Genomic DNA, 20053 nt, shown 5'->3' on the forward strand with positions numbered 1-20053 from the left:
AAAGAATCCACCGTCGCGTCTCGCATCAAGCGCCCACACTTATCGGCTGTTAATTTTTAAAGATCGATCCGCTCACGCACAGCGCCCACTTCAACTACCCGGCACCGCTTCGTTCTGCGTCGCTGCATCAGCAGCAGAGAAACGAGATTATGAAGGCTCTTTTTCGTTTCGTCAACAACATTTTTTCGCTTTCGCTTAAAACCTGCTGACGTCACGACCGCTGGTTTCTGCCGCGGCCCTCGTTCGCAAACGAGGGGGCGAATACTAGGTGAATATCCAACCTGTGACAAGCATGTGACGGGAATTTTTCCGTCGGCTTACCTACGGGTCGAGCTCAAAACTGCATCCACGGGAACCGCTGCAGCCATTGCGGCATAACCGGCATCGCTAGGATGGATGTGGTCGCCGCTGTCGAAAGCCCGCTGCAGCCGGTCCGGCTGCGCCCGGTCCCGCAGCGCAGCGTCGAAATCCACGACGCCGTCGAACGCATGGCTGGTCCGAATCCATTGGTTGACGGCCAACCGGATGCTTTCCCGCTCCGCCGGCAGCGATGCCGGGGTCAACGTCGCGCCGAACATCTTCACACCGGCGTGTCGCGCGGCAGCGATCACCCGCTGGTACCCGGCAATCAGGTCCGCGGCCGTCACCGCGGTATGCGGGAAGTCGCAGTCGAGCCCGCTGCGCGGCGGCATCGCCGAGAAGTTGATGTCATTGATACCGATCAGCAGGATCGCCGTCCTGACGCCTGGACGCCGGAGCACGTCGCGGTCGAAACGGCTTGCCAGCGCGTCGCCATAACAGGGCGAGTCGCTCAGCAGCCGATTCCCGCTGATCCCGAGATTGACGACTGCGATCGAACGATCGCCCCCACCGTCCAGCCGGCGGGCCAACGCGTCCGGCCAGCGACGATTCTGATTCAGGCTGGAACGCATGCCGTCGGTGATCGAATCGCCGATCGCGGCGATCGCAGCCGACGAAGACCCCGCCTCAACCGACAACCCGGTCACCCAAATGTAGTGCGTAAACCGGCCACGGAATGCGTCCGCAGAAGCGTCCGCCGCATGATTGCCCGGCACCGACACGTAATTCACCTGATTCGACACACGGTGCCATGCCGCGACCCGCTGTTCCGGCCCCATGACTGCACTGACTGCATACGGCACGCCTTCGGCGATATCGAGCGCGACCGGGTCACTGTCCAGTTCTCCGCCTGCCGCAATGCTGACTGCCGTCTTGCCGCCGAACGTCACGCGCACCGCGCCGTTTTCGACAACAGCCGCGCCGCCCGCCGAACGCGCAATGCGCAGTTCTTCGATGACAAGCGGCGTCTTGCCGTATTCGTTACTCAGATGGATTCGCGCCGACTTTCCCGACAGCGTCGGGTAAACAATCTGCCGGACAGTGCGCCCGGCGACTTCCGGTGCGCGATACAACGGCGGCAAGTCCGTTCGCTGCGGAATGGGTTGCAGCGCCGTCGCCCATGCGGCGACCCAATGTCCCGTCAGCGGGGCGTCGGCGGCGAAAACGTTCGAGGAAGCGGCAAACTGCGCAAGCAGCGCCGCGCCGCATGCGGCAGCCAGGGTACGAAGGGTCATTCGGGTGGTCGGTTCAAGGCCAAACGCGCATTGTGCCCGATCGCAACGGTGACTGCGGGCGGCCGCGAACGCACGAGGCCCATCCAACTCAAGCCGGCTGCCCGCCGGTCATTTTCAACGCAAGCGCCTCGGCAACTTCGATCCCGTCGATCGCCGCGGAGTAAATGCCCCCGGCATATCCCGCTCCCTCGCCTGCAGGATACAAACCCTCGACATTCATACTCTGACAATCATCCCGGCGGCGCACGCGAATCGGCGACGACGTTCTCGTCTCAACGCCCGTCAGCACCGCGTCGTGCATAGCGAAGCCCGCGATTTTCTTGTCCATCTGCGGCAGCGCTTCGCGAATTGCCTCGATCACATAGTCGGGCAGCGCAGTGCTCAGATCGGTCGGATGCACGCCAGGTTTGTAGGACGGCACCACCGAACCCAGCGACGTGGAAGGCCGCCCGGCAATGAAATCGCCGACCAGTTGGCCCGGCGCCATATAGTTGCCGCCGCCCAGTTCGAACGCGCGCTCTTCCCATTTGCGCTGAAAAGCGATGCCGGCGAGCGGTCCGCCCGGGTAATCGTCCGGCGTGATGCCGACCACGATTCCCGCATTGGCGTTGCGCTCCGCCCGCGAATATTGGCTCATCCCGTTGGTGACCACGCGCCCGGGCTCAGACGTCGCCGCCACCACGGTTCCGCCCGGGCACATGCAGAAGCTGTAGACCGCGCGACCGTTGCTGCAGTGGTGCACGACCTTATAGTCGGCGGCGCCCAGCTGTTTGTGGCCGGCAAATTTCCCGAAGCGGCTACGATCGATCAAACCCTGCGGATGCTCGATCCGGAAACCGAGCGAAAACGGCTTGGCCTCGATAAAGACGCCCCGCTCGTGCAGCATCTCGAAGGTATCGCGCGCGCTATGGCCGACCGCCAGTATGACGTGATCGCAGCGCAAGGTCTCGCCGGTCGACAGCGTCAAGCCGCGCACCTTGCCGCCGTCGATGTCGATATCGTCGACGCGGGTTTCGAAGCGCACCTCGCCGCCCAGCTCATGGATAGTCGCGCGCATCTTCTCGACCATGCTGACAAGGCGGAACGTGCCGATATGGGGCCGGCTCAGATACAAAATGTCTTCCGGCGCGCCGGCGCGGACGAATTCGTCGAGCACCTTGCGGCCATAGTGCTTTGGGTCCTTTATCTGGCTGTACAGCTTGCCGTCCGAGAACGTGCCCGCGCCGCCTTCGCCGAACTGCACGTTCGACTCGGGATTGAGCACCGACTTGCGCCACAGCCCGAAAGTGTCTTTGGTGCGCTCACGCACGGCCTTGCCGCGTTCAAGGATGATCGGCCGGAAACCCATCTGCGCGAGAATCAGTCCGGCAAAGAGCCCGCACGGCCCCATGCCGATGACGACCGGGCGCAGCGTGGTCAATTGCGCCGGCGCCCTCGCGACGAACCGGTAGGCCATGTCGGGCGTCACGCCGCAGTGCGGCACGTCGGCGAGCCGCTTGAGCGCGGCTGCTTCATCCAATACCTCGACATCGACGATGTAAGTGAGCTTGATGTCGGCGCGTTTGCGCGCGTCGTGTGCGCGGCGAAACACGGTGTATCGGATGAGCCCGCCTTCAGCCACGCCGAGTTCCGCGAGGCGCGCACGGACGGCCGCGTCGAGGGCGCTCTCGGGATGCTCGAGCGGGAGTTTGATTTCGCTTAGACGTAACATGGGTACCGGGGATGCAGGAGGGCCGCCAATTGCGGCCAATTCGCAATTTTATAGGTTAAGTGCCGGCACGGACCAGCGACGCAGAAGAAACGCCGTGACAAGCGGGCCGAAACAGCTATCAATGCGGACGACTTCCGTCAAAAAATTTATTAACCGACCGGTCGGTTGGCTTATACTGAGCGAACTCAGACAACTTCCGCAGAGAGCGTCCCCATGTACACGCAATCCCTGGATATTCCCGGCAATGTCGCGCCGCTTGATGCGGGCGCGAGCTCGCCCGAACAGACGCAGTTCGATGCGGTCATGGCCGCCGACGGCAAGATCGAGGCTCAGGACTGGATGCCCGATGCGTATCGCAAGACGCTGGTACGGCAAATCTCCCAGCACGCGCATTCGGAAATCGTCGGCATGCTGCCGGAGGGCAACTGGATCACGCGTGCTCCGAGCCTGAAGCGCAAAGCGATCCTGCTCGCCAAAGTACAGGATGAAGCCGGTCACGGCCTCTATCTCTATAGCGCGGCCGAAACGCTCGGCGTGTCGCGCGATCAGCTGATCGCCGCGTTGCATTCGGGCAAGGCCAAGTATTCGAGCATCTTCAATTACCCGACGCCCACATGGGCCGACGTCGGCGTGATCGGCTGGCTGGTCGACGGCGCGGCGATCATGAACCAGATCCCGTTGTGCCGCTGCACTTATGGCCCGTACGCCCGCGCGATGATCCGCATCTGCAAGGAAGAGTCGTTCCATCAGCGCCAGGGTTTCGACGCGTTGATGTCGATGATGTCCGGCACGGAAGCGCAACGCGAGCTGGTCCAGCAGGCGGTGAATCGCTGGTGGTGGCCGGTGCTGATGATGTTCGGCCCGAGCGACAAGGACTCGATCCACAGCAATCAGTCGTCGAAATGGGGCATCAAGCGCATTTCCAACGACGACCTGCGCCAGAAATTCGTCGACGCCACTGTCGATCAGGCCAAAGTGCTCGGCGTCACGCTGCCCGACCCCGACCTGAAATGGAACGAAGCGCGCGGCCATTACGACTACGGCGACATCGACTGGGAAGAGTTCTGGCGCGTCGTGAACGGCGACGGCCCGTGCAACCGCGAGCGCCTCGCCACTCGCGTCAAAGCCCATAACGAAGGTGACTGGGTCCGTGAAGCCGCCCTCGCCCACGCCGAAAAACAGCGCCAGCGCGCCCAACAGCACGCCGCTTGATAGACCGGGCGCGTCAGGAAGAAACAGGAGATAGAGCAATGAACAAGGAATGGCCGATCTGGGAAGTCTTCGTGCGCAGCAAGCAGGGACTCGACCATAAACACTGCGGCAGTCTGCACGCCGCCGACGCGCCGATGGCGCTGCGCATGGCGCGCGACGTCTACACGCGCCGCCAGGAAGGCGTGAGCATCTGGGTGGTGCCGTCGTCGGCGATCACGGCGTCCGCGCCGGAAGACAAGGCGGAGCTGTTCGAACCGGCTGGCGACAAGATCTACCGCCACCCGACGTTCTACACGCTCCCCGACGAAGTCAACCACATGTAAGCGCGGCCATGGACATCACCCCCCAACATCTCCAATACGTGCTGCGCCTCGCGGATACCGCGCTGATTCTCGGTCAGCGTAATACCGAATGGTGCGGTCACGGGCCGATCCTCGAAGAGGACATCGCGCTGTCGAACATGAGTCTCGATCTGATCGGCCAGGCGCGTCTGCTGTACACGCACGCCGCCTCGCTCGAGCAGCGGCTCACCGGCAAGAGCCGTACGGAAGACGACTATGCGTACTTCCGCGCCGAGCGTGAATTTGCCAACTACACGCTGGCCGAGTTGCCGCATTACGGCCCGCTGTGCGGCACCGCGCAAGCCGAGAAGGACTACGCGGTCACGATCGCGCGCAACTTCCTGTATTCGACGTTGATGGCGCATCTCTGGAGCGCGCTGACGACTTCCACGGACGAACAGCTGGCGGCGATCGCGTCGAAATCGATCAAGGAAACCAGCTACCACGTGCATCACGCAAGCGAGTGGCTGATCCGTTTCGGCGACGGCACCGAAGAATCGCACCGCCGCGCGCAAGCCGCGCTGGACTACCTGCTGCCGTACACGCGCGAGTTCTTCAGCGCGGACGCGGTGGAAGAGACGATTGCCGCGGCGGGCATCGGCCCGCTGACCGCGGACCTCGAAGCCGCATGGCTCGACGACGTGCGCGCCACGCTCGACACGGCCACGCTGACGCTGCCCGAAGCGGTCAAGCACATCACGACCGGCAAGCACGGCGAACATTCCGAGCACATGGGTTTCGTACTCGCCGAAATGCAGAGCCTCGCGCGCCAGCATCCTGGCGCCACGTGGTAATCCGACGATGACGACTTCGACTGCCTCGAACGCTACGGCCGACGCCGCGCTCCAACGCGCCTGGGACGTCCTTGAATCGGTGCCAGATCCGGAGATTCCGGTGGTGTCGATTCGCGAACTCGGCATTCTGCGCGACGTACGCCGCGATATCGACGGCACGCTCGAAGTCGTGATCACGCCGACCTATTCCGGTTGCCCTGCGATGTCGCAGATTGCCGAGGACGTCGCTCATGCGCTCGACGTCGCGGAACTCACGCCGTATCGCGTCGCCACCGTGCTCGCGCCGGCCTGGACCACCGACTGGATGACCGCCGACGCCCGCGAAAAGCTGCGCGCCTACGGCATCGCGCCGCCCACGGGCAACTGCGGTTCGGCCGCGGCGGCACAGGAAAAAGTGATGCGCTTCGTGCCGCGGGTGCTGCCGGCTCCGTGCTGCCCCCGTTGCGGCTCGGCGCATACCGAGCGTCTCGCGCAATTCGGCTCGACCGCGTGCAAGGCACTGTACCGCTGCCTCGACTGCCGCGAACCCTTCGACTACTTCAAACCATACTGATATGGCCACCCCGCAATTTCATCCGCTGCGTATCCGCGAAGTGCGGCCCGAAACCGCCGACGCGGTCTCGGTCGCCTTCGAAGTCCCGGTCGAGCTGCGCGACCAGTATCGCTTCACGCAAGGCCAGTTCGTCACGCTGAAAACGCATATCGACGGTGAGGAAACGCGCCGCTCGTATTCGATCTGCGTCGGCGTCACCGATTACGATCGCGACGGCGAGCTGCGCATCGGCATCAAGCGCGTGCGCGGCGGGCGCTTTTCGAACTTCGCGTTCGACACGCTGCAGCCCGGCCACACGATTGACGTGATGACGCCGGATGGGCGTTTCTTTACCCACCTCAACGCCGACCAAGGTCAGCAGTACCTCGCGTTTTCAGGCGGCTCGGGCATTACGCCGGTGCTGGCGATCATCAAGACAACGCTCGAAATCGAGCCACGCAGCACCTTCACGCTCGTGTACGGTAACCGCAGCGTCGATCAGATCATGTTCGCGGAAGAGCTCGAAGACCTGAAGAACCGCTTCATGAACCGCTTCGTGCTGTATCACGTGCTGTCCGACGATCTGCAGGACGTGGAGCTGTTCAACGGGGTGCTCGACCAGCAGAAGTGCGCGGCCTTCATCGAGAATCTGCTGCCGGCCGATGCGATCGACGAAGCCTTCATCTGCGGCCCCGGCCCGATGATGGACGCCGCCGAGGCCGCGTTGAAAGCCGCCGGCGTGCCGCAGGAAAAAGTGCACGTGGAACGCTTCGGCTCGCCGCTGCCGCAAGCGGGCGTACCGCCGGTCGAGATCACCGACGACACGCCGGCCGCCGACCTCGAAATCGTGCTCGACGGCAAGCGGCGCAAGTTGCGCCTGCCCTATCAGGGCGTGAGCGTGCTGGACGTCGGCCTGCGCGCCGGGCTCGCGCTGCCGTACGCGTGCAAGGGCGGGGTTTGCTGCACCTGCCGCGCGAAGGTGCTGGAAGGCGAAGTGAAAATGGAAAAGAACTACACGCTCGAAGAGCACGAAATCCGTGACGGTTTCGTGCTGACGTGCCAATGCCATCCAATCAGCGACCGCGTGGTGGTGAGCTACGACGAACGCTGAGGCGCACGCCGTACAGAGGCCCGCGCGACACCCGCGGCGCCTTTCGCGGCATCGCGATCCTTTACACTAGGGGCCGCTCGCGATCGGACACCTGTCCCGCTCGGCGAGCGGCCCTTTCTGTTATTGCCCCAGCAAGCCACTGCTCATGAGCACGATTCATCTCACCAATGGCGATGTCGCCGCCGACTCCCTACGCATCGCGCTCCGCGAAGCGGGCCGCGACGATCGCGTGCAGTCGCTACGGGACGATCTGGCAGTCGGCCCGCTGCGCGGCATCGACGACGCGCCGGATGTGCGCGCGAACTTCTGGGATCGCGTCAGCGTGGACACCCGGCGGGATTTCCTGCGGGAATTCCGCGAGCAGGCAGCGGCGCTGGACAACATCGCACGCGGCGAAGCGAATCTGGTGGTCTGGCACGGCGAAAGCGCGGCGGATCAACTGATGCTGCGCCGCGTGTGCTACCACCTGCGCAATAGTCCGCAGCGCCTGAACGAGGCGCGTCTGTCGATTCGCGACCTGACCGATCCGGGCGCGTGGGCGCACAGCCGCCGGGATCGTGCGACCTCGGTCGGCATGTTTGCGCCTGCCGTGCTGAAAGCGCGTCTGGCTGACGCCGCGCCGATTTCAGTGTTGCGCATCAGCCGGCTCGCGCTGGAATGGCAGGAGGTCAAGCACGCGAACGGCGAAACACGCCGCTGGCGCGACAACACCTTCACGAGCGGCAGCTTCGCCGATCTGGACGCGCTGATTCTCGAACGCATCACCGAAGACTGGCAACCCGCCGCGCGCGTCGCCGCCGAGCTGATGACCGCCGAGCTCTGGTTTCTGGTGAGCGACAGCGTCGTCCTGTGGCGCCTTCGCGAAATGGCATCGACGCGACGCATCAAGCTGCGCGGCGACACCGGCGCATGGCGCACACTGGAGTTGTGCGCGCGCGCCCCCTGTCCAAACTAATAAAACAGACGACTATGGCCCGCACCCGAGCCCCCGACCACGAAACCCAACGCGAACAGATTCTCGAGCTGGCGGCGGCGAAATTCGCCCAAACCAGCTATCCCAGCACGTCAATGGCCGATCTGGCCGCCGCGAGCGGCACCTCGAAAGCACGCCTGTACCACTACTATGCGAGCAAGGAAGCGATCCTGTTCGATCTGCTCGATCGCTACACGAAGCGACTGATGCTGATCATCGCCGAGGTGGAAGGCGCCAGCCAGCGGCGCGGACTCACCGAGCGGGAAACCTTCGCCGAGCTGATCCGCGCGTTTCTGTCCGAGTATGAAACCTCGCATAGCCGGCACGTCGCGCTATTGAACGACGTGAAGTATCTGGTCGACACGCAGCGCGAGGTGATCCTGAATCGCCAGCGCGACGTGGTCGCGGCCTTTGCGCGGCAGTTGGCGCGCGCTTATCCGGAGCGCGCCAGTCGCGAGAATCAGACCGCCCTCACCATGATGGTGTTCGGCATGATCAACTGGACATTCACGTGGCTGAAGCCGGACGGGCGCATGGGCTACCGTGAATTCGCCGAACAGGTGGTCGGCATGGTGGATCACGGTTTGAGCACGCCCCCGGCGAAATGACGCATAGCAGCAATACTCAGCGCAACCCGCTGCGGGAAACCTGAGCTGTGGCATGCGCACCACGAACGCTCGTTCAATTTAATTTTTCCTTTTAAATCAATTAACTAAAAATAGGGCGCAAGTTTTTTAGGCATTCTCTTCAGATTTTGATACGGGTTTTCCCTAGTGAGAGACTCCGGTTTCCGCTAAAATAGATTTTGCGGCGCACCAAGCCGCTTGATCAAAGGAGAACCCGACCATGAACATGATGCCCCCCCGCGCCGCCGAGCCGATCGTCCCGCACGATCGCGCATCGCTGCCAGCTGGACGCGCACCTGCTCTGGTCCGTGAACTCACGGCCGCCGATCGCGAACGGTTGTTGACCCACTTCCTCGCGCTCGACGAAGACGACCGTCTTCTGCGCTTCGGCCAGATCGTGCCGGACCACGTCATTGAAAACTACGTCCGCGCAATCGACTTCACGCGCGACACTGTTTTCGGCGTGTTCAACAGCAAGCTGGAACTCACCGGCGTCGGTCATCTCGCCTATCTGCCCGCCGAAGGCGACAAGCGCACCGCCGAATTTGGCGTGTCGGTGCTGGAAAGCGTGCGCGGCCAGGGTATCGGCTCGAAGCTTTTCGAGCGCGCCGCCATCCGCAGCCGCAACACGCACGTCACGGTGCTGTACATCCACTGCCTCGCGCGCAACACCACGATGATGCACATCGCGAAGAAGGCGGGCATGAAGATCGAGTACGCGTACGGCGAAGCAGACGCTTATCTGACGCTGTTGCCGGCGGATCAGTCGAGCATCATCGCTGAGATGCTGCAGGAGCAGGCCGCCGTGTTCGACTACGCGCTCAAGCGCCAGGCGCGTCATGCGTCCAGGTTGTTCGAGTCGTTCCTGCCGACGGCCGCCGCAGCCTGAAAAGCTTGGGCTTCGGCGAAATGACAAAGGGCAGCCGTACGGCTGCCCTTTTTGTTTGCCTGCTGCCTACCCATAGCTCCACGTTCACAAGATCGGCAGTGCAGTCGTCTCTTTGAACTTTTCAAGCGCGAAGCTCGTTTTCACGTCGATCACCGACGGATGGTGCAGCAACTGATCCTGCACAAAGCGCGAAAAGTGCGCCATGTCCTCCACCTGGACCCGCAACAGATAATCCATGTCGCCCGTCATGGCATGACACGCGACCACCTCCGGCCACGCCTGGACCGCCGCACGAAACAGATCGGCATGCGTGGCATCGCCACGCGGACTGGGCGCCGAACCGCCGCGCTTTTCCAGCCGCACATTCACATAAGCGAGCAAGCCAAGGCCGAGATGCTGCGCATCGAGCAAGGCGACATAGCCGCGAATGACGCCGCTCTCTTCCAGCCGACGAATACGCCGCAGACACGGGCTCGGCGAGAGATTGACGCGCTCGGCAATCTCCTGATTCGACAACCGGCCATTCTCCTGAAGGATCGCCAGAATGCGCCTGTCGATGGCATCGATCTCAACCTTGGCCATTTTCTGCCGCCTCTCTCACAAAACCGGATAGAAAATGGCTCAAGCGTATCGACGTGCGATTAAATTCGCAAGTTTTCGTCTCGCGGCGGACTTTACACTTGCTTCATTCGGTCGCACTCAATCACCCATCCGCGTTCGCGCAACGCGCCGGCGCACATCAATCATCTTGCATGGGACCCGAGTCAGGCGCTAAGGCGCCGGCTCCGGTCGACAGGAGACAGACAATGCAGGTTTCAACCTGGGACAATCCGGTCGGCACCGACGGCTTCGAATTCATCGAATACACCGCGCCGGACCCGAAAGCGCTCGGCAAACTCTTCGAACAGATGGGCTTCACCGCCGTCGCGCGGCATCGTCATAAAGACGTGACGTTGTATCGCCAGGGCGAGATCAATTTCATTGTCAACGGGGAGCCGGATTCGTTTGCGCAGCGCTTCGCACGGCTGCATGGCCCGTCGATCTGCGCGATCGCGTTTCGTGTTCAGGACGCGGCCAAAGCCTACAGGCAGGCGCTGGAAAAAGGCGCATGGGGCTTCGACAACAAGACCGGCCCGATGGAGCTGAACATCCCGGCGATCAAAGGCATCGGCGACTCGCTGATCTATTTCGTCGACCGCTGGCGCGGCAAGAACGGCGCGCAGCCGAACAGCATCGGCAACATCGACATTTACGACGTCGACTTCGAACCCATTGCCGGCGCGAACCCGAATCCGGTCGGGCACGGCCTGACCTACATCGACCATCTGACGCACAACGTGCATCGCGGCCGCATGCAGGAATGGGCGGAGTTTTACGAGCGCCTGTTCAACTTCCGCGAAGTGCGTTACTTCGACATCGAAGGCAAGGTGACGGGCGTGAAGTCGAAGGCGATGACTTCGCCGTGCGGCAAGATCCGGATTCCGATCAACGAAGAAGGCTCGGAAACGGCCGGCCAGATTCAGGAGTATCTGGATGCGTATCACGGCGAAGGCATTCAGCACATCGCGCTCGGCACCAACGACATTTACCGCACGGTGGACGGCCTGCGCGCAGCGAACATTTCGTTGCTCGACACGATCGACACTTACTACGAACTCGTCAATCGCCGCGTGCCGAATCATGGCGAGCCGCTCGACGAACTCAAGAAGCGCAAGATCCTGATCGACGGCGCGCCGGAAGATCTGCTGCTGCAGATCTTCACCGAAAACCAGATCGGCCCGATCTTCTTCGAGATCATTCAGCGCAAGGGCAACCAGGGCTTCGGCGAGGGCAACTTCAAGGCGCTGTTCGAATCGATCGAACTGGATCAGATTCGCCGCGGCGTGGTGCAGGACAAAGTCTGATCGCAACACACAAGCAGAAATGAAAAGGGCGAGGATCGCAAGATCCTCGCCCTTTTCATTTGCGCCGTTGCCTCGAGTGAAAGTCAATGAGACAACGATCGGTTATCAACCAACACACCGCTTCAGCGGCGCGTCACGAATTCTGGTTTCCCTCGTCCGCTTTCGAGGAACGCGAGAGGCGGTCCATGGCGATGCTCGCGGGCGCAACTTGCGCCGTCCGGCTCATCGCGTTCGAGAGCGCCCCTGCGCTGCCCGGGTTCGAGCGCACCGGCGCGCTCATGGCGAAGAAGGCTGCTGAGACCATCAGGAAGGTCTGGATGTTTCTAGTGTTCATGCGTACTCCTTTTCTAACTGCCCTGTTGTCCTGAAGCTCCACCGAATGCGGAGCGTTACGCAGACATTGCTCACAGGTGGGGGTTAGACAGGAATTTGAACTGCGGTTCCGTGAATTTGTAGCTTTTACAGCTTGTTACAGGCGGGTTCGCAACGTGAGGCCAGGCGAACCCAAGACGCATGGAGAGATCTCGCACGCATCCGCGAAGCCCCTTGTGGCACGCCTTTTTGGCATGCTGCGGCGGGTTTCCACCAGTGCTACCATCACCTGAAACACGTCAATATGACGGCCCCGGCCCTTCGCATTCACAAGATGCCACGGCCCAAAAAAGTTTTGGTGATCCCAAACTGAGTGGAGGAGTACACATAATGAATGCCCCGCTAGACGCAGGTCAGCGAGCCTCGCTCGAAGCCGCGTTGTCTTCCGTCACGCTCGACGATAAATACACCCTCGAACGCGGCCGCGCGTACATGAGCGGCATTCAGGCGCTGGTGCGTCTGCCGATGCTGCAACAGGAACGCGACAAGGCCGCCGGACTCAATACCGCCGGCTTCATCTCCGGCTACCGTGGGTCGCCACTCGGCGGACTCGACCAATCTTTGTGGAAGGCGAAGCAGCATCTCGCCGCGCATCGGGTCGTGTTCCAGCCCGGCGTCAACGAAGACCTCGCGGCCACCGCCGTCTGGGGTTCGCAGCAGGTCAACCTGTACCCGAGCGCCAAATACGACGGCGTGTTCTCCATGTGGTACGGCAAGGGACCGGGCGTCGATCGCACCGGCGACGTCTTCAAGCACGGCAATTCGGCCGGCTCCGCGCGCCACGGCGGCGTCCTCGTCCTCGCCGGCGACGACCACGCGGCCAAATCCTCGACGCTCGCGCATCAGTCCGAGCACATCTTCAAGGCATGCGGCCTGCCGGTGCTGTTTCCGTCGAACGTGCAGGAGTATCTCGACTTCGGTCTGCACGGCTGGGCGATGAGCCGCTACTCGGGCCTGTGGGTCGCGATGAAGTGCGTGACCGACGTAGTCGAATCGTCCGCTTCGGTGGATATCGACCCGCACCGCACAAAGATCATCCTGCCGGAGGACTTCGCGATGCCCGACGGCGGCCTGAATATCCGCTGGCCCGATCCGCCGCTGGTGCAGGAAGCGCGTCTGCTCGACTACAAGTGGTACGCCGCGCTTGCCTACGTGCGCGCGAACAAGCTGGACCGTGTCGAAATCGATTCGCCGCATGCGCGCTTCGGCATCATGACCGGCGGCAAGGCCTATCTCGACGTGCGTCAGGCGCTGACCGACCTCGGTCTCGATGACGAAACCTGTTCGCGCATCGGCATCCGGCTCTACAAGGTCGGCTGCGTCTGGCCGCTCGAAGCGCAAGGCGCACAGGCGTTCGCGCGCGGTCTCGACGAAATCCTGGTGGTCGAAGAGAAGCGCCAGATTCTCGAATACGCGATCAAGGAAGAGCTATACAACTGGCCCGACGCACAGCGTCCGCGCGTATTCGGCAAGTTCGACGAGAAGGATGGCGCAGGCGGCGAATGGTCGGTGCCGATGGGCAACTGGCTGCTGCCGGCGCATTACGAACTTTCCCCAGCGATCATCGCCAAAGCGATCGCCACGCGGCTCGACAAGTTCGATCTTCCATCGGACGTACGCGCGCGCATTGCCGCGCGCATCGCCTTGATCGAAGCGAAGGAAAAGGCACTCGCACGCCCGCGCGTGGAAGCCGAACGCAAACCGTGGTTCTGCTCGGGCTGCCCGCACAACACGTCGACCAATGTGCCGGAAGGCTCGCGTGCGATGGCCGGCATCGGTTGCCATTACATGACGGTGTGGATGGACCGCAGCACCAGCACGTTCAGCCAGATGGGCGGCGAAGGCGTCGCGTGGATCGGCCAGGCGCCGTTCAGCAACGACAAGCACGTGTTCGCCAATCTCGGCGACGGCACCTACTTCCACTCCGGCCTGCTGGCGATTCGCGCGGCGATCGCGTCGAAGGCGAACATCACCTACAAGCTGCTTTATAACGACGCGGTTGCCATGACCGGCGGCCAACCTGTGGACGGTGTGCTCACCGTGCCGCAGATCACGCATCAGCTCGCCGCCGAAGGCGCGACGAAAATCGTGATCGTCACCGATCAGCCGGAAAAGTATTCGGCGAATGTCGGCCTCGCACCGGGCATCGACATCCACCATCGCGACAAGCTCGACGAAGTGCAGCGTCAGCTGCGCGAAATTCCCGGCACCACGATCCTGATCTACGACCAGACCTGCGCCACCGAGAAGCGCCGCCGCCGCAAACGCGGCACGTATCCGGACCCGGCGCGGCGCGTCGTGATCAACGAGGCCGTGTGCGAAGGCTGCGGCGATTGCTCGGTGAAGTCGAATTGTTTGTCCGTCGAACCGCTCGATACCGAGTACGGCACCAAACGCCAGATCAACCAGTCGACCTGCAACAAGGACTTCTCGTGCGTGAACGGCTTCTGCCCGAGCTTCGTCTCCGTTGAAGGCGGTCAGTTGCGCAAGCCGAAGGCGGCTTCGGGCGTCGGCGGCGACGCGATGCCGCCGGTGCCGGAACCGGAACTGCCGTCCATCGACCGTCCTTATGGCGTGCTGGTCACGGGCGTCGGCGGCACGGGCGTCGTGACGATCGGCGCACTGCTCGGCATGGCCGCGCATCTGGAGAACAAGGGCGTCACCGTGCTCGACGTCACCGGCCTCGCGCAAAAAGGCGGCGCCGTGATGAGCCACGTGCAGATCGCGACGAACCCCGCCGACATCCACGCGACCCGCATCGCGATGGGCGAAGCGAGTCTCGTGATCGGCTGCGATGCGATCGTCACCGCCAGCGACGAATGCGTGTCGCGGATGCAGGCGGGCCGCACGCGCGTGGTGTTGAACAGCGCGCATACGCCGACTGCCGAGCTGATCAAGAATCCGAACTGGCGCTTCCCTGGCGCCAGCACGGAAGCCGACGTGCGCGCCGGCGCCGGCGACGACGGCGTCGCTACGGTCGACGCAAATCATTTCGCGCTCGCCCTGCTCGGCGATGCGATCTACACGAACCCGTTCGTGCTCGGCTATGCGTGGCAGCGGGGCTGGGTGCCGCTCACGTATCAGTCGCTGATGCGCGCGATCGAGTTGAACAACGTGCAGGTCGAGAAGAACCGTGCGGCCTTCGAATGGGGCCGGCGCGCCGCGCACGATCTGGCCGCGGTGCGCAAGCTCGTGCAATCGCAGGGACGCGGCGCGGCGGCGGAAACGGCGAGCAGCAAGATCATCGCGCTGCATACGCCGAAGGCGCTCGACACGCTGATCGACAAACGCGCCGACTACCTCGCTGCGTGGCAAAACCGCGCGTATGCCGAGCGTTATCGCGCGCTGGTGTCGGAGGTGCGGGAAGCGGAAGCGGCGCTCGACTCGGTCGACGGTCAGTTGCCGCTAACCGAGGCGGTCGCGAAGAATCTGCACAAGCTGATGGCGTACAAGGATGAGTACGAGGTCGCGCGTCTCTACAGCGACCCGGCGTTCATCGAAAAACTGAAGGCGAATTTCGAAGGCGACTGGAAGCTGCACATCCACCTCGCGCCGCCGACGTTTTCGAAGAAGGACGCGCAGGGCCATCTGGTGAAGAAGAAGTACGGCCCGTGGGTCTTCAGCGCGATGCACGTGCTCGCCAAACTCAAGTTCCTGCGCGGCACCGCGTTCGACGTGTTTGGCAAGACGGAGGAGCGTCGTACCGAACGCGCGCTGATCGTCGAGTACCAAGCGCTGGTGCGCGAACTGATCGGCGGGCTGAGCGCGCAGAACCGTGAGCTGGCGCTAGAACTGGCGAATCTGCCCGACGGCATCCGCGGTTATGGGCACGTGAAGGAAAACAACCTGAAGGGCGTGCGAATCAAATGGAACGAGTTGCTGACGCGCTGGCGCTCGCCGGAGGCGGGCAAGACGCAACATGCGGCGTGAGCGTGACAGCGCAAGTTTGATCGCTTGACCGGTTCATCGGTCTGGGTCGGAAATTGAAAAGGCGGAGGCCCTCACGGACCACCGCCTTTTTTTTGTCTGCGATTTTGCCCACGATAAAAAAACGCCACGGAATCACTTCCGTGGCGTTCTTCCCGTCAGTTGGCGGCAGCGCAGGCCTTGGCGCGCGCCCCGCTTCAACCTTCAGGCCATCCGCATTACTTCGCGTTCACCGGCTTGCGCGCGTTTGCCGAAGCCACCGCCGTCATGTTGATGATCCGGCGCACCGTCGCAGCGGGCGTCAGCACATGCACCGGCTTTTCCGCGCCGAGCAGGAACGGACCGACCGTCACGCCTTCGCCGCCGACCATCTTCAGCAGGTTGTAGGCGATGTTCGCCGCTTCGACGTTCGGCATGATCAGCAGGTTCGCTTCGCCGGTCAGCGTCGTGCCCGGGAACGCAGCCTTGCGGACCACTTCCGACAACGCGGCGTCGCCGTGCATCTCCCCGTCGATTTCCAGCGTCGGCGCGCGTTCGGCAATCAGCTTGCGCGCCGCGGCCATGCGTTGCGACGACGAAGACGGCGCGCTGCCGAAGTTCGAATTCGACAGCAACGCGACCTTCGGCGTGATACCGAACTTCTCGATTTCACGCGAAGCCAGCATCGTCATGTCGGCGAGTTGTTCGGCGGTCGGCGTTTCGTTCACGTAGGTGTCGCAGATGAACAGATTGCGGCCCGGCAGCATCAGCAGGTTCATCGCGGCGAAGTTCTGCACGTTGTCCGCCTTGCCCAGCACCTGCTCGATGAACTTCAGGTGCGTGTGGTACTGGCCGATCATCCCGCAGATCATGCCGTCGGCTTCGCCGAGGCGCACGAGGATCGCCCCGATCAGCGTGTTGAACTTGCGCATCGCGGCCTTCGCGACGTCCGGCGTGACGCCTTCGCGCGCGCCGAGTTCGTGGTACGCCTGCCAGCATTTCTGATAGCGCGGATCGTCTTCCGGATCGACGATCTCGACGTCTTCACCGCACTTGAGCTTCGAGCCCATCTTCTTCAGACGCATCTCGATCACCGACGGACGGCCCACCAGAATCGGCTTGGCGATCTTTTCGAGCAGCACGAATTGCGCGGCGCGCAGCACGCGCTCGTCTTCACCTTCGGCGAACACGATGCGCGCCGGCTCCGACTTCGCCGCCGCGAACACCGGGCGCATCACCATGCCGGTGCGATAGACAGTCGTGCCGAGTTCTTCGCGGTACGCGTCCATGTCCTTGATCGGACGGGTCGCGACGCCCGAATCCATCGCCGCCTGCGCAACAGCCGGCGCGATCTTGATGATCAGGCGCGGATCGAACGGCTTCGGAATCAGGTATTCCGGGCCGAATTCCAGCGAGTGGCCTTCGTACGCCTTCGCGACTTCATCGCCCTGATCGGTTTCCTCGGCCAGCTCGGCAATCGCGCGCACGCACGCGAGCTTCATTTCTTCGGTGATCGTGGTTGCGCCGACATCGAGCGCGCCACGGAAGATGAACGGGAAGCACAGCACGTTGTTGACCTGGTTCGGATAGTCCGAACGGCCCGTCGCGATGATGCAGTCCGGGCGGACCTTCTTCGCTTCTTCCGGGCGGATTTCCGGCTCGGGATTCGCCAGCGCCAGAATCAGCGGCTGGGTGCCCATTTCGGCGACCATTTCCGGCTTCAGTACGCCAGCGCTCGAGCAGCCGAGAAACACGTCGGCGCCGCGAATCGCGTCAGCGAGCGTGCGCGCTTCGGTGTTCGCCGCGTAACGCTCCTTCGACGGATCGAGATTGCCGCGGCCTTCGTAGATCACGCCCTTGGAATCGGTGACGAGAATGTTCTTCTTCGACAGACCGAGATTCACCAGCAGATCCAGACAGGCGATAGCCGCCGCGCCCGCGCCCGAACACACCAGCTTCACTTCGTCGAGCTTCTTGCCGACCACTTTCAGGCCGTTCAGGATCGCCGCCGACGCGATGATCGCCGTGCCGTGCTGATCGTCGTGGAAGACGGGGATCTTCATGCGCTCACGCAGCTTCTTCTCGATGTAGAAGCACTCCGGCGCCTTGATGTCTTCGAGGTTGATGCCGCCGAGCGTGGGCTCGAGCATCGCGATCGCTTCAACCAGCTTGTCCGGATCGGTCTCGGAAAGTTCGATGTCGAACACATCGATGCCGGCGAACTTCTTGAACAGGCAACCCTTGCCTTCCATCACCGGCTTCGCGGCGAGCGGGCCGATGTTGCCGAGGCCGAGCACGGCTGTGCCATTCGTGATCACGCCGACCAGGTTGCCGCGCGACGTGTACTTCTGCGCGTCGAGCGGTTCGTCGTAGATCGCCATGCAGGCTGCGGCGACACCCGGCGAATACGCGAGCGACAGATCGAGCTGATTCGATAGCGGCTTGGTGGGCGTAACCGAAATCTTGCCGGGTTTCGGATTCTGGTGGTATGCGAGAGCGCTTTGCTTAAGTTGTTCGTCCATTTTTTGGCCTGCGAGACGTAAGAAATTGGGCCCGGCACACCGCACAGCCGGCGTCGCCTGCATCTGTCGAATGAAGCACCGACCGAGGCGGTTTTGCGCATGCGCCGGGTAGGCGTGACGTTGAACCGCGACGACGAACAGGGCAATGCGAGGACGATACGGAGTGCTTCGCGGGCCGGTTAGTGTACACCCCGCATGCGTCGATGCACTGAGTGGTTAACACGACTCGCCATCGGCGAAACAAGGGCTGGCGATGCTGCGGCGCCGCACGCATTGCGCGGTTTGTCGTCCGCACGTGATACGCAGGCCATGGCGGCCCGTCACGCTCATTCGAGCTCGGTGCCGCGTCGTTCGGGAATCAGAAAAAGTGTCGCGAAGATGTCGAGCAGATAGATCGACGCGAGCAAGGCAAGCGCCGCGCCGAACGAATAACGTGCGGCCAATGCGCCCACCACCACCGGCCCAAACCCGCCGACCGCCCGGCCGACGTTGAACAGCACGTTCTGGGCGGTGGCGCGCGCATCGGTCGGATAGAGCTCGGAAATCAGCGCGCCGTAACCGCCGATCATTCCATTGACGAACACGCCCATCGCCGCGCCGCCGAACAACAGAGCCATGGGCGTGCTCAGGTGCGCGTAGACGAACACCATCACCACGGCACCCGCCTGGTAGAACAGAAAAGTCGGCTTGCGGCCGAAGCGATCGGCCGCGATGCCGAACAGCCAGATGCCGCTCGCCATGCCGAGTATCGTCGCCGCGGTCCAGATGCCGGACTTGGTCAGCGAATAGCCGAAGGTCTGCGACAGATAGCTCGGAAGCCAGATCATGAGACCGTAATAGCCGAAGTTCTGCACCGAACATAGGATCGCCACACCGATGCTGGCGCGCGTGGTGCGACCATCGGCGACCAGCAGTTTGAACGGCAGCTTGCGCATGCCGCGCGCCACGCGCTCGTTGAAGAGCGCCGGCTCCTCGACGCGGCGCCGCACGAAGAACGAGACGACGGCGGGCAGCAGTCCGAGGGCGAACATGCCGCGCCAGCCGATCACCGGCAATAGCAATGGGGTCAACAAAGCGGCCGCCAGCACGCCGGCCTGCCAGCCGAGCCCGACATACGACGATGCACGCGCCCGCTGCGACGCCGGCCACGCTTCGGCCACCAGCGCCATGCCGATGCCGAATTCGCCGCCGAGCCCAATGCCGGCGATGGTCCGGTACACCAGCAGGTCCGTATAGCCCTGCGCCAGCGCGCACAAGCCGGTGAAGACGGCGAACAGCAGGATCGTCCAGGTCAGCATCCGCACGCGACCGAAATAGTCGCTCAGCACACCGAAGATCAGACCGCCCGCGACCGCGCCGATCAGCGTCCATGTGACGAGCGAGCCGGCCTGGGTGGAGGTCAGATGCAGGTCGGCGGCGATCACCGGCAGCATGAAACCGAGGATCAGCAGATCGAAGCCGTCCATCGCATAACCCAGCGCCGACGCGAGCAGCGCGCGGCCCGCATAACCATTTTTCGCGGGGGCACGGGTGTCGGTAGCGGGGGCGGCGGCAGTCATTGAAAG

General features: G+C 63.0%; 17 protein-coding genes. 11 read left to right on the forward strand and 6 right to left on the reverse strand.

Going from position 1 to position 20053, the window contains the following annotated elements:
* On the forward strand, positions 1-199 hold a 199-nt coding region (locus ACZ9H4_RS21910), incomplete at its 5' end, for a hypothetical protein (protein ID WP_476120827.1).
* A gap of 118 nt (positions 200-317) precedes the next feature.
* Here ACZ9H4_RS21910 and ACZ9H4_RS21915 read toward each other — a convergent pair.
* On the reverse strand, positions 318-1595 hold the full coding sequence (locus tag ACZ9H4_RS21915) for an SGNH/GDSL hydrolase family protein (protein ID WP_476120829.1): 1278 nt from the start codon (positions 1593-1595) through the stop codon (positions 318-320).
* 88 nt (positions 1596-1683) lie between these two features.
* The gene (locus ACZ9H4_RS21920) at positions 1684-3306 is read right to left on the reverse strand and encodes an NAD(P)/FAD-dependent oxidoreductase (protein WP_476120831.1); all 1623 of its coding nucleotides are present in this window, start codon (positions 3304-3306) and stop codon (positions 1684-1686) included.
* A gap of 213 nt (positions 3307-3519) precedes the next feature.
* Between ACZ9H4_RS21920 and paaA the strand changes: the two genes are divergently transcribed.
* The 8 genes from paaA (at position 3520) to ACZ9H4_RS21960 (ending at position 9784) form a co-directional block, all read left to right on the forward strand.
* Complete coding sequence (gene paaA / locus ACZ9H4_RS21925; protein ID WP_476120833.1) at positions 3520-4518, forward strand: 1,2-phenylacetyl-CoA epoxidase subunit PaaA; 999 nt, start codon at positions 3520-3522, stop codon at positions 4516-4518.
* Between the two features lie 38 nt (positions 4519-4556).
* Entirely contained in the window at positions 4557-4841 is a 285-nt protein-coding gene (gene paaB / locus ACZ9H4_RS21930) for a 1,2-phenylacetyl-CoA epoxidase subunit PaaB (protein ID WP_007179854.1), read from the forward strand.
* Positions 4842-4849: 8 nt separating this feature from the next.
* Positions 4850-5653 carry a 1,2-phenylacetyl-CoA epoxidase subunit PaaC gene (paaC, locus tag ACZ9H4_RS21935; RefSeq protein ID WP_476120836.1) on the forward strand — a complete coding sequence of 268 codons (804 nt, stop codon included), beginning with the start codon at positions 4850-4852 and terminating at the stop codon, positions 5651-5653.
* 7 nt (positions 5654-5660) lie between these two features.
* Positions 5661-6206: a 1,2-phenylacetyl-CoA epoxidase subunit PaaD gene (gene paaD, locus ACZ9H4_RS21940; protein ID WP_476120838.1), complete on the forward strand. Its 546-nt coding sequence runs from the start codon at positions 5661-5663 to the stop codon at positions 6204-6206.
* A gap of 1 nt (position 6207) precedes the next feature.
* Entirely contained in the window at positions 6208-7296 is a 1089-nt protein-coding gene (paaE, locus tag ACZ9H4_RS21945; RefSeq protein WP_408140378.1) for a 1,2-phenylacetyl-CoA epoxidase subunit PaaE, read from the forward strand.
* Between the two features lie 145 nt (positions 7297-7441).
* Entirely contained in the window at positions 7442-8251 is an 810-nt protein-coding gene (locus ACZ9H4_RS21950) for a DUF1835 domain-containing protein (protein ID WP_476120840.1), read from the forward strand.
* 14 nt (positions 8252-8265) lie between these two features.
* Positions 8266-8877, forward strand: coding sequence for a TetR/AcrR family transcriptional regulator (locus ACZ9H4_RS21955; protein ID WP_408140375.1), 612 nt, complete (start codon positions 8266-8268; stop codon positions 8875-8877).
* 238 nt (positions 8878-9115) lie between these two features.
* Positions 9116-9784, forward strand: a complete 669-nt coding sequence (locus ACZ9H4_RS21960) for a GNAT family N-acetyltransferase (protein WP_408140374.1) — start codon at positions 9116-9118, stop codon at positions 9782-9784.
* Positions 9785-9868: 84 nt separating this feature from the next.
* Here the strand turns inward: ACZ9H4_RS21960 and ACZ9H4_RS21965 are convergent, their stop codons facing one another.
* On the reverse strand, positions 9869-10366 hold the full coding sequence (locus tag ACZ9H4_RS21965) for an Lrp/AsnC family transcriptional regulator (RefSeq protein WP_175165046.1): 498 nt from the start codon (positions 10364-10366) through the stop codon (positions 9869-9871).
* A 224-nt stretch (positions 10367-10590) separates the two neighbouring features.
* On the opposite strand from ACZ9H4_RS21965, the gene hppD reads away from it, so the two are divergent.
* On the forward strand, positions 10591-11688 hold the full coding sequence (hppD, locus tag ACZ9H4_RS21970) for a 4-hydroxyphenylpyruvate dioxygenase (RefSeq protein ID WP_476120843.1): 1098 nt from the start codon (positions 10591-10593) through the stop codon (positions 11686-11688).
* A gap of 133 nt (positions 11689-11821) precedes the next feature.
* Here the strand turns inward: hppD and ACZ9H4_RS21975 are convergent, their stop codons facing one another.
* Complete coding sequence (locus ACZ9H4_RS21975) at positions 11822-12022, reverse strand: hypothetical protein (protein ID WP_408323265.1); 201 nt, start codon at positions 12020-12022, stop codon at positions 11822-11824.
* Between the two features lie 368 nt (positions 12023-12390).
* On the opposite strand from ACZ9H4_RS21975, the gene ACZ9H4_RS21980 reads away from it, so the two are divergent.
* Positions 12391-15990: an indolepyruvate ferredoxin oxidoreductase family protein gene (locus tag ACZ9H4_RS21980; protein ID WP_476120846.1), complete on the forward strand. Its 3600-nt coding sequence runs from the start codon at positions 12391-12393 to the stop codon at positions 15988-15990.
* A 215-nt stretch (positions 15991-16205) separates the two neighbouring features.
* Here the strand turns inward: ACZ9H4_RS21980 and ACZ9H4_RS21985 are convergent, their stop codons facing one another.
* The gene (locus ACZ9H4_RS21985) at positions 16206-18488 is read right to left on the reverse strand and encodes an NADP-dependent malic enzyme (protein WP_408140350.1); all 2283 of its coding nucleotides are present in this window, start codon (positions 18486-18488) and stop codon (positions 16206-16208) included.
* Positions 18489-18814: 326 nt separating this feature from the next.
* Positions 18815-20047, reverse strand: coding sequence for an MFS transporter (locus ACZ9H4_RS21990; protein ID WP_476120849.1), 1233 nt, complete (start codon positions 20045-20047; stop codon positions 18815-18817).
* Between the last annotated feature and the right edge of the window lie 6 nt (positions 20048-20053).

The organism is Paraburkholderia sp. TE9906, assembly GCF_056279605.1.

Excerpts from the sequence above, each read along its gene's own strand:
- ACZ9H4_RS21920 (WP_476120831.1), bottom strand. The coding sequence starts at position 3,306 with ATGTTACGTCTAAGCGAAATCAAACTCCCGCTCGAGCATCCCGAGAGC.
- ACZ9H4_RS21955 (WP_408140375.1), top strand. The coding sequence starts at position 8,266 with ATGGCCCGCACCCGAGCCCCCGACCACGAAACCCAACGCGAACAGATT.
- paaC (WP_476120836.1), top strand. The coding sequence starts at position 4,850 with ATGGACATCACCCCCCAACATCTCCAATACGTGCTGCGCCTCGCGGAT.
- ACZ9H4_RS21915 (WP_476120829.1), bottom strand. The coding sequence starts at position 1,595 with ATGACCCTTCGTACCCTGGCTGCCGCATGCGGCGCGGCGCTGCTTGCG.
- ACZ9H4_RS21965 (WP_175165046.1), bottom strand. The coding sequence starts at position 10,366 with ATGGCCAAGGTTGAGATCGATGCCATCGACAGGCGCATTCTGGCGATC.
- paaA (WP_476120833.1), top strand. The coding sequence starts at position 3,520 with ATGTACACGCAATCCCTGGATATTCCCGGCAATGTCGCGCCGCTTGAT.
- ACZ9H4_RS21960 (WP_408140374.1), top strand. The coding sequence starts at position 9,116 with ATGAACATGATGCCCCCCCGCGCCGCCGAGCCGATCGTCCCGCACGAT.
- paaB (WP_007179854.1), top strand. The coding sequence starts at position 4,557 with ATGAACAAGGAATGGCCGATCTGGGAAGTCTTCGTGCGCAGCAAGCAG.
- ACZ9H4_RS21950 (WP_476120840.1), top strand. The coding sequence starts at position 7,442 with ATGAGCACGATTCATCTCACCAATGGCGATGTCGCCGCCGACTCCCTA.
- paaD (WP_476120838.1), top strand. The coding sequence starts at position 5,661 with ATGACGACTTCGACTGCCTCGAACGCTACGGCCGACGCCGCGCTCCAA.
- hppD (WP_476120843.1), top strand. The coding sequence starts at position 10,591 with ATGCAGGTTTCAACCTGGGACAATCCGGTCGGCACCGACGGCTTCGAA.
- ACZ9H4_RS21990 (WP_476120849.1), bottom strand. The coding sequence starts at position 20,047 with ATGACTGCCGCCGCCCCCGCTACCGACACCCGTGCCCCCGCGAAAAAT.
- paaE (WP_408140378.1), top strand. The coding sequence starts at position 6,208 with ATGGCCACCCCGCAATTTCATCCGCTGCGTATCCGCGAAGTGCGGCCC.
- ACZ9H4_RS21975 (WP_408323265.1), bottom strand. The coding sequence starts at position 12,022 with ATGAACACTAGAAACATCCAGACCTTCCTGATGGTCTCAGCAGCCTTC.
- ACZ9H4_RS21985 (WP_408140350.1), bottom strand. The coding sequence starts at position 18,488 with ATGGACGAACAACTTAAGCAAAGCGCTCTCGCATACCACCAGAATCCG.
- ACZ9H4_RS21980 (WP_476120846.1), top strand. The coding sequence starts at position 12,391 with ATGAATGCCCCGCTAGACGCAGGTCAGCGAGCCTCGCTCGAAGCCGCG.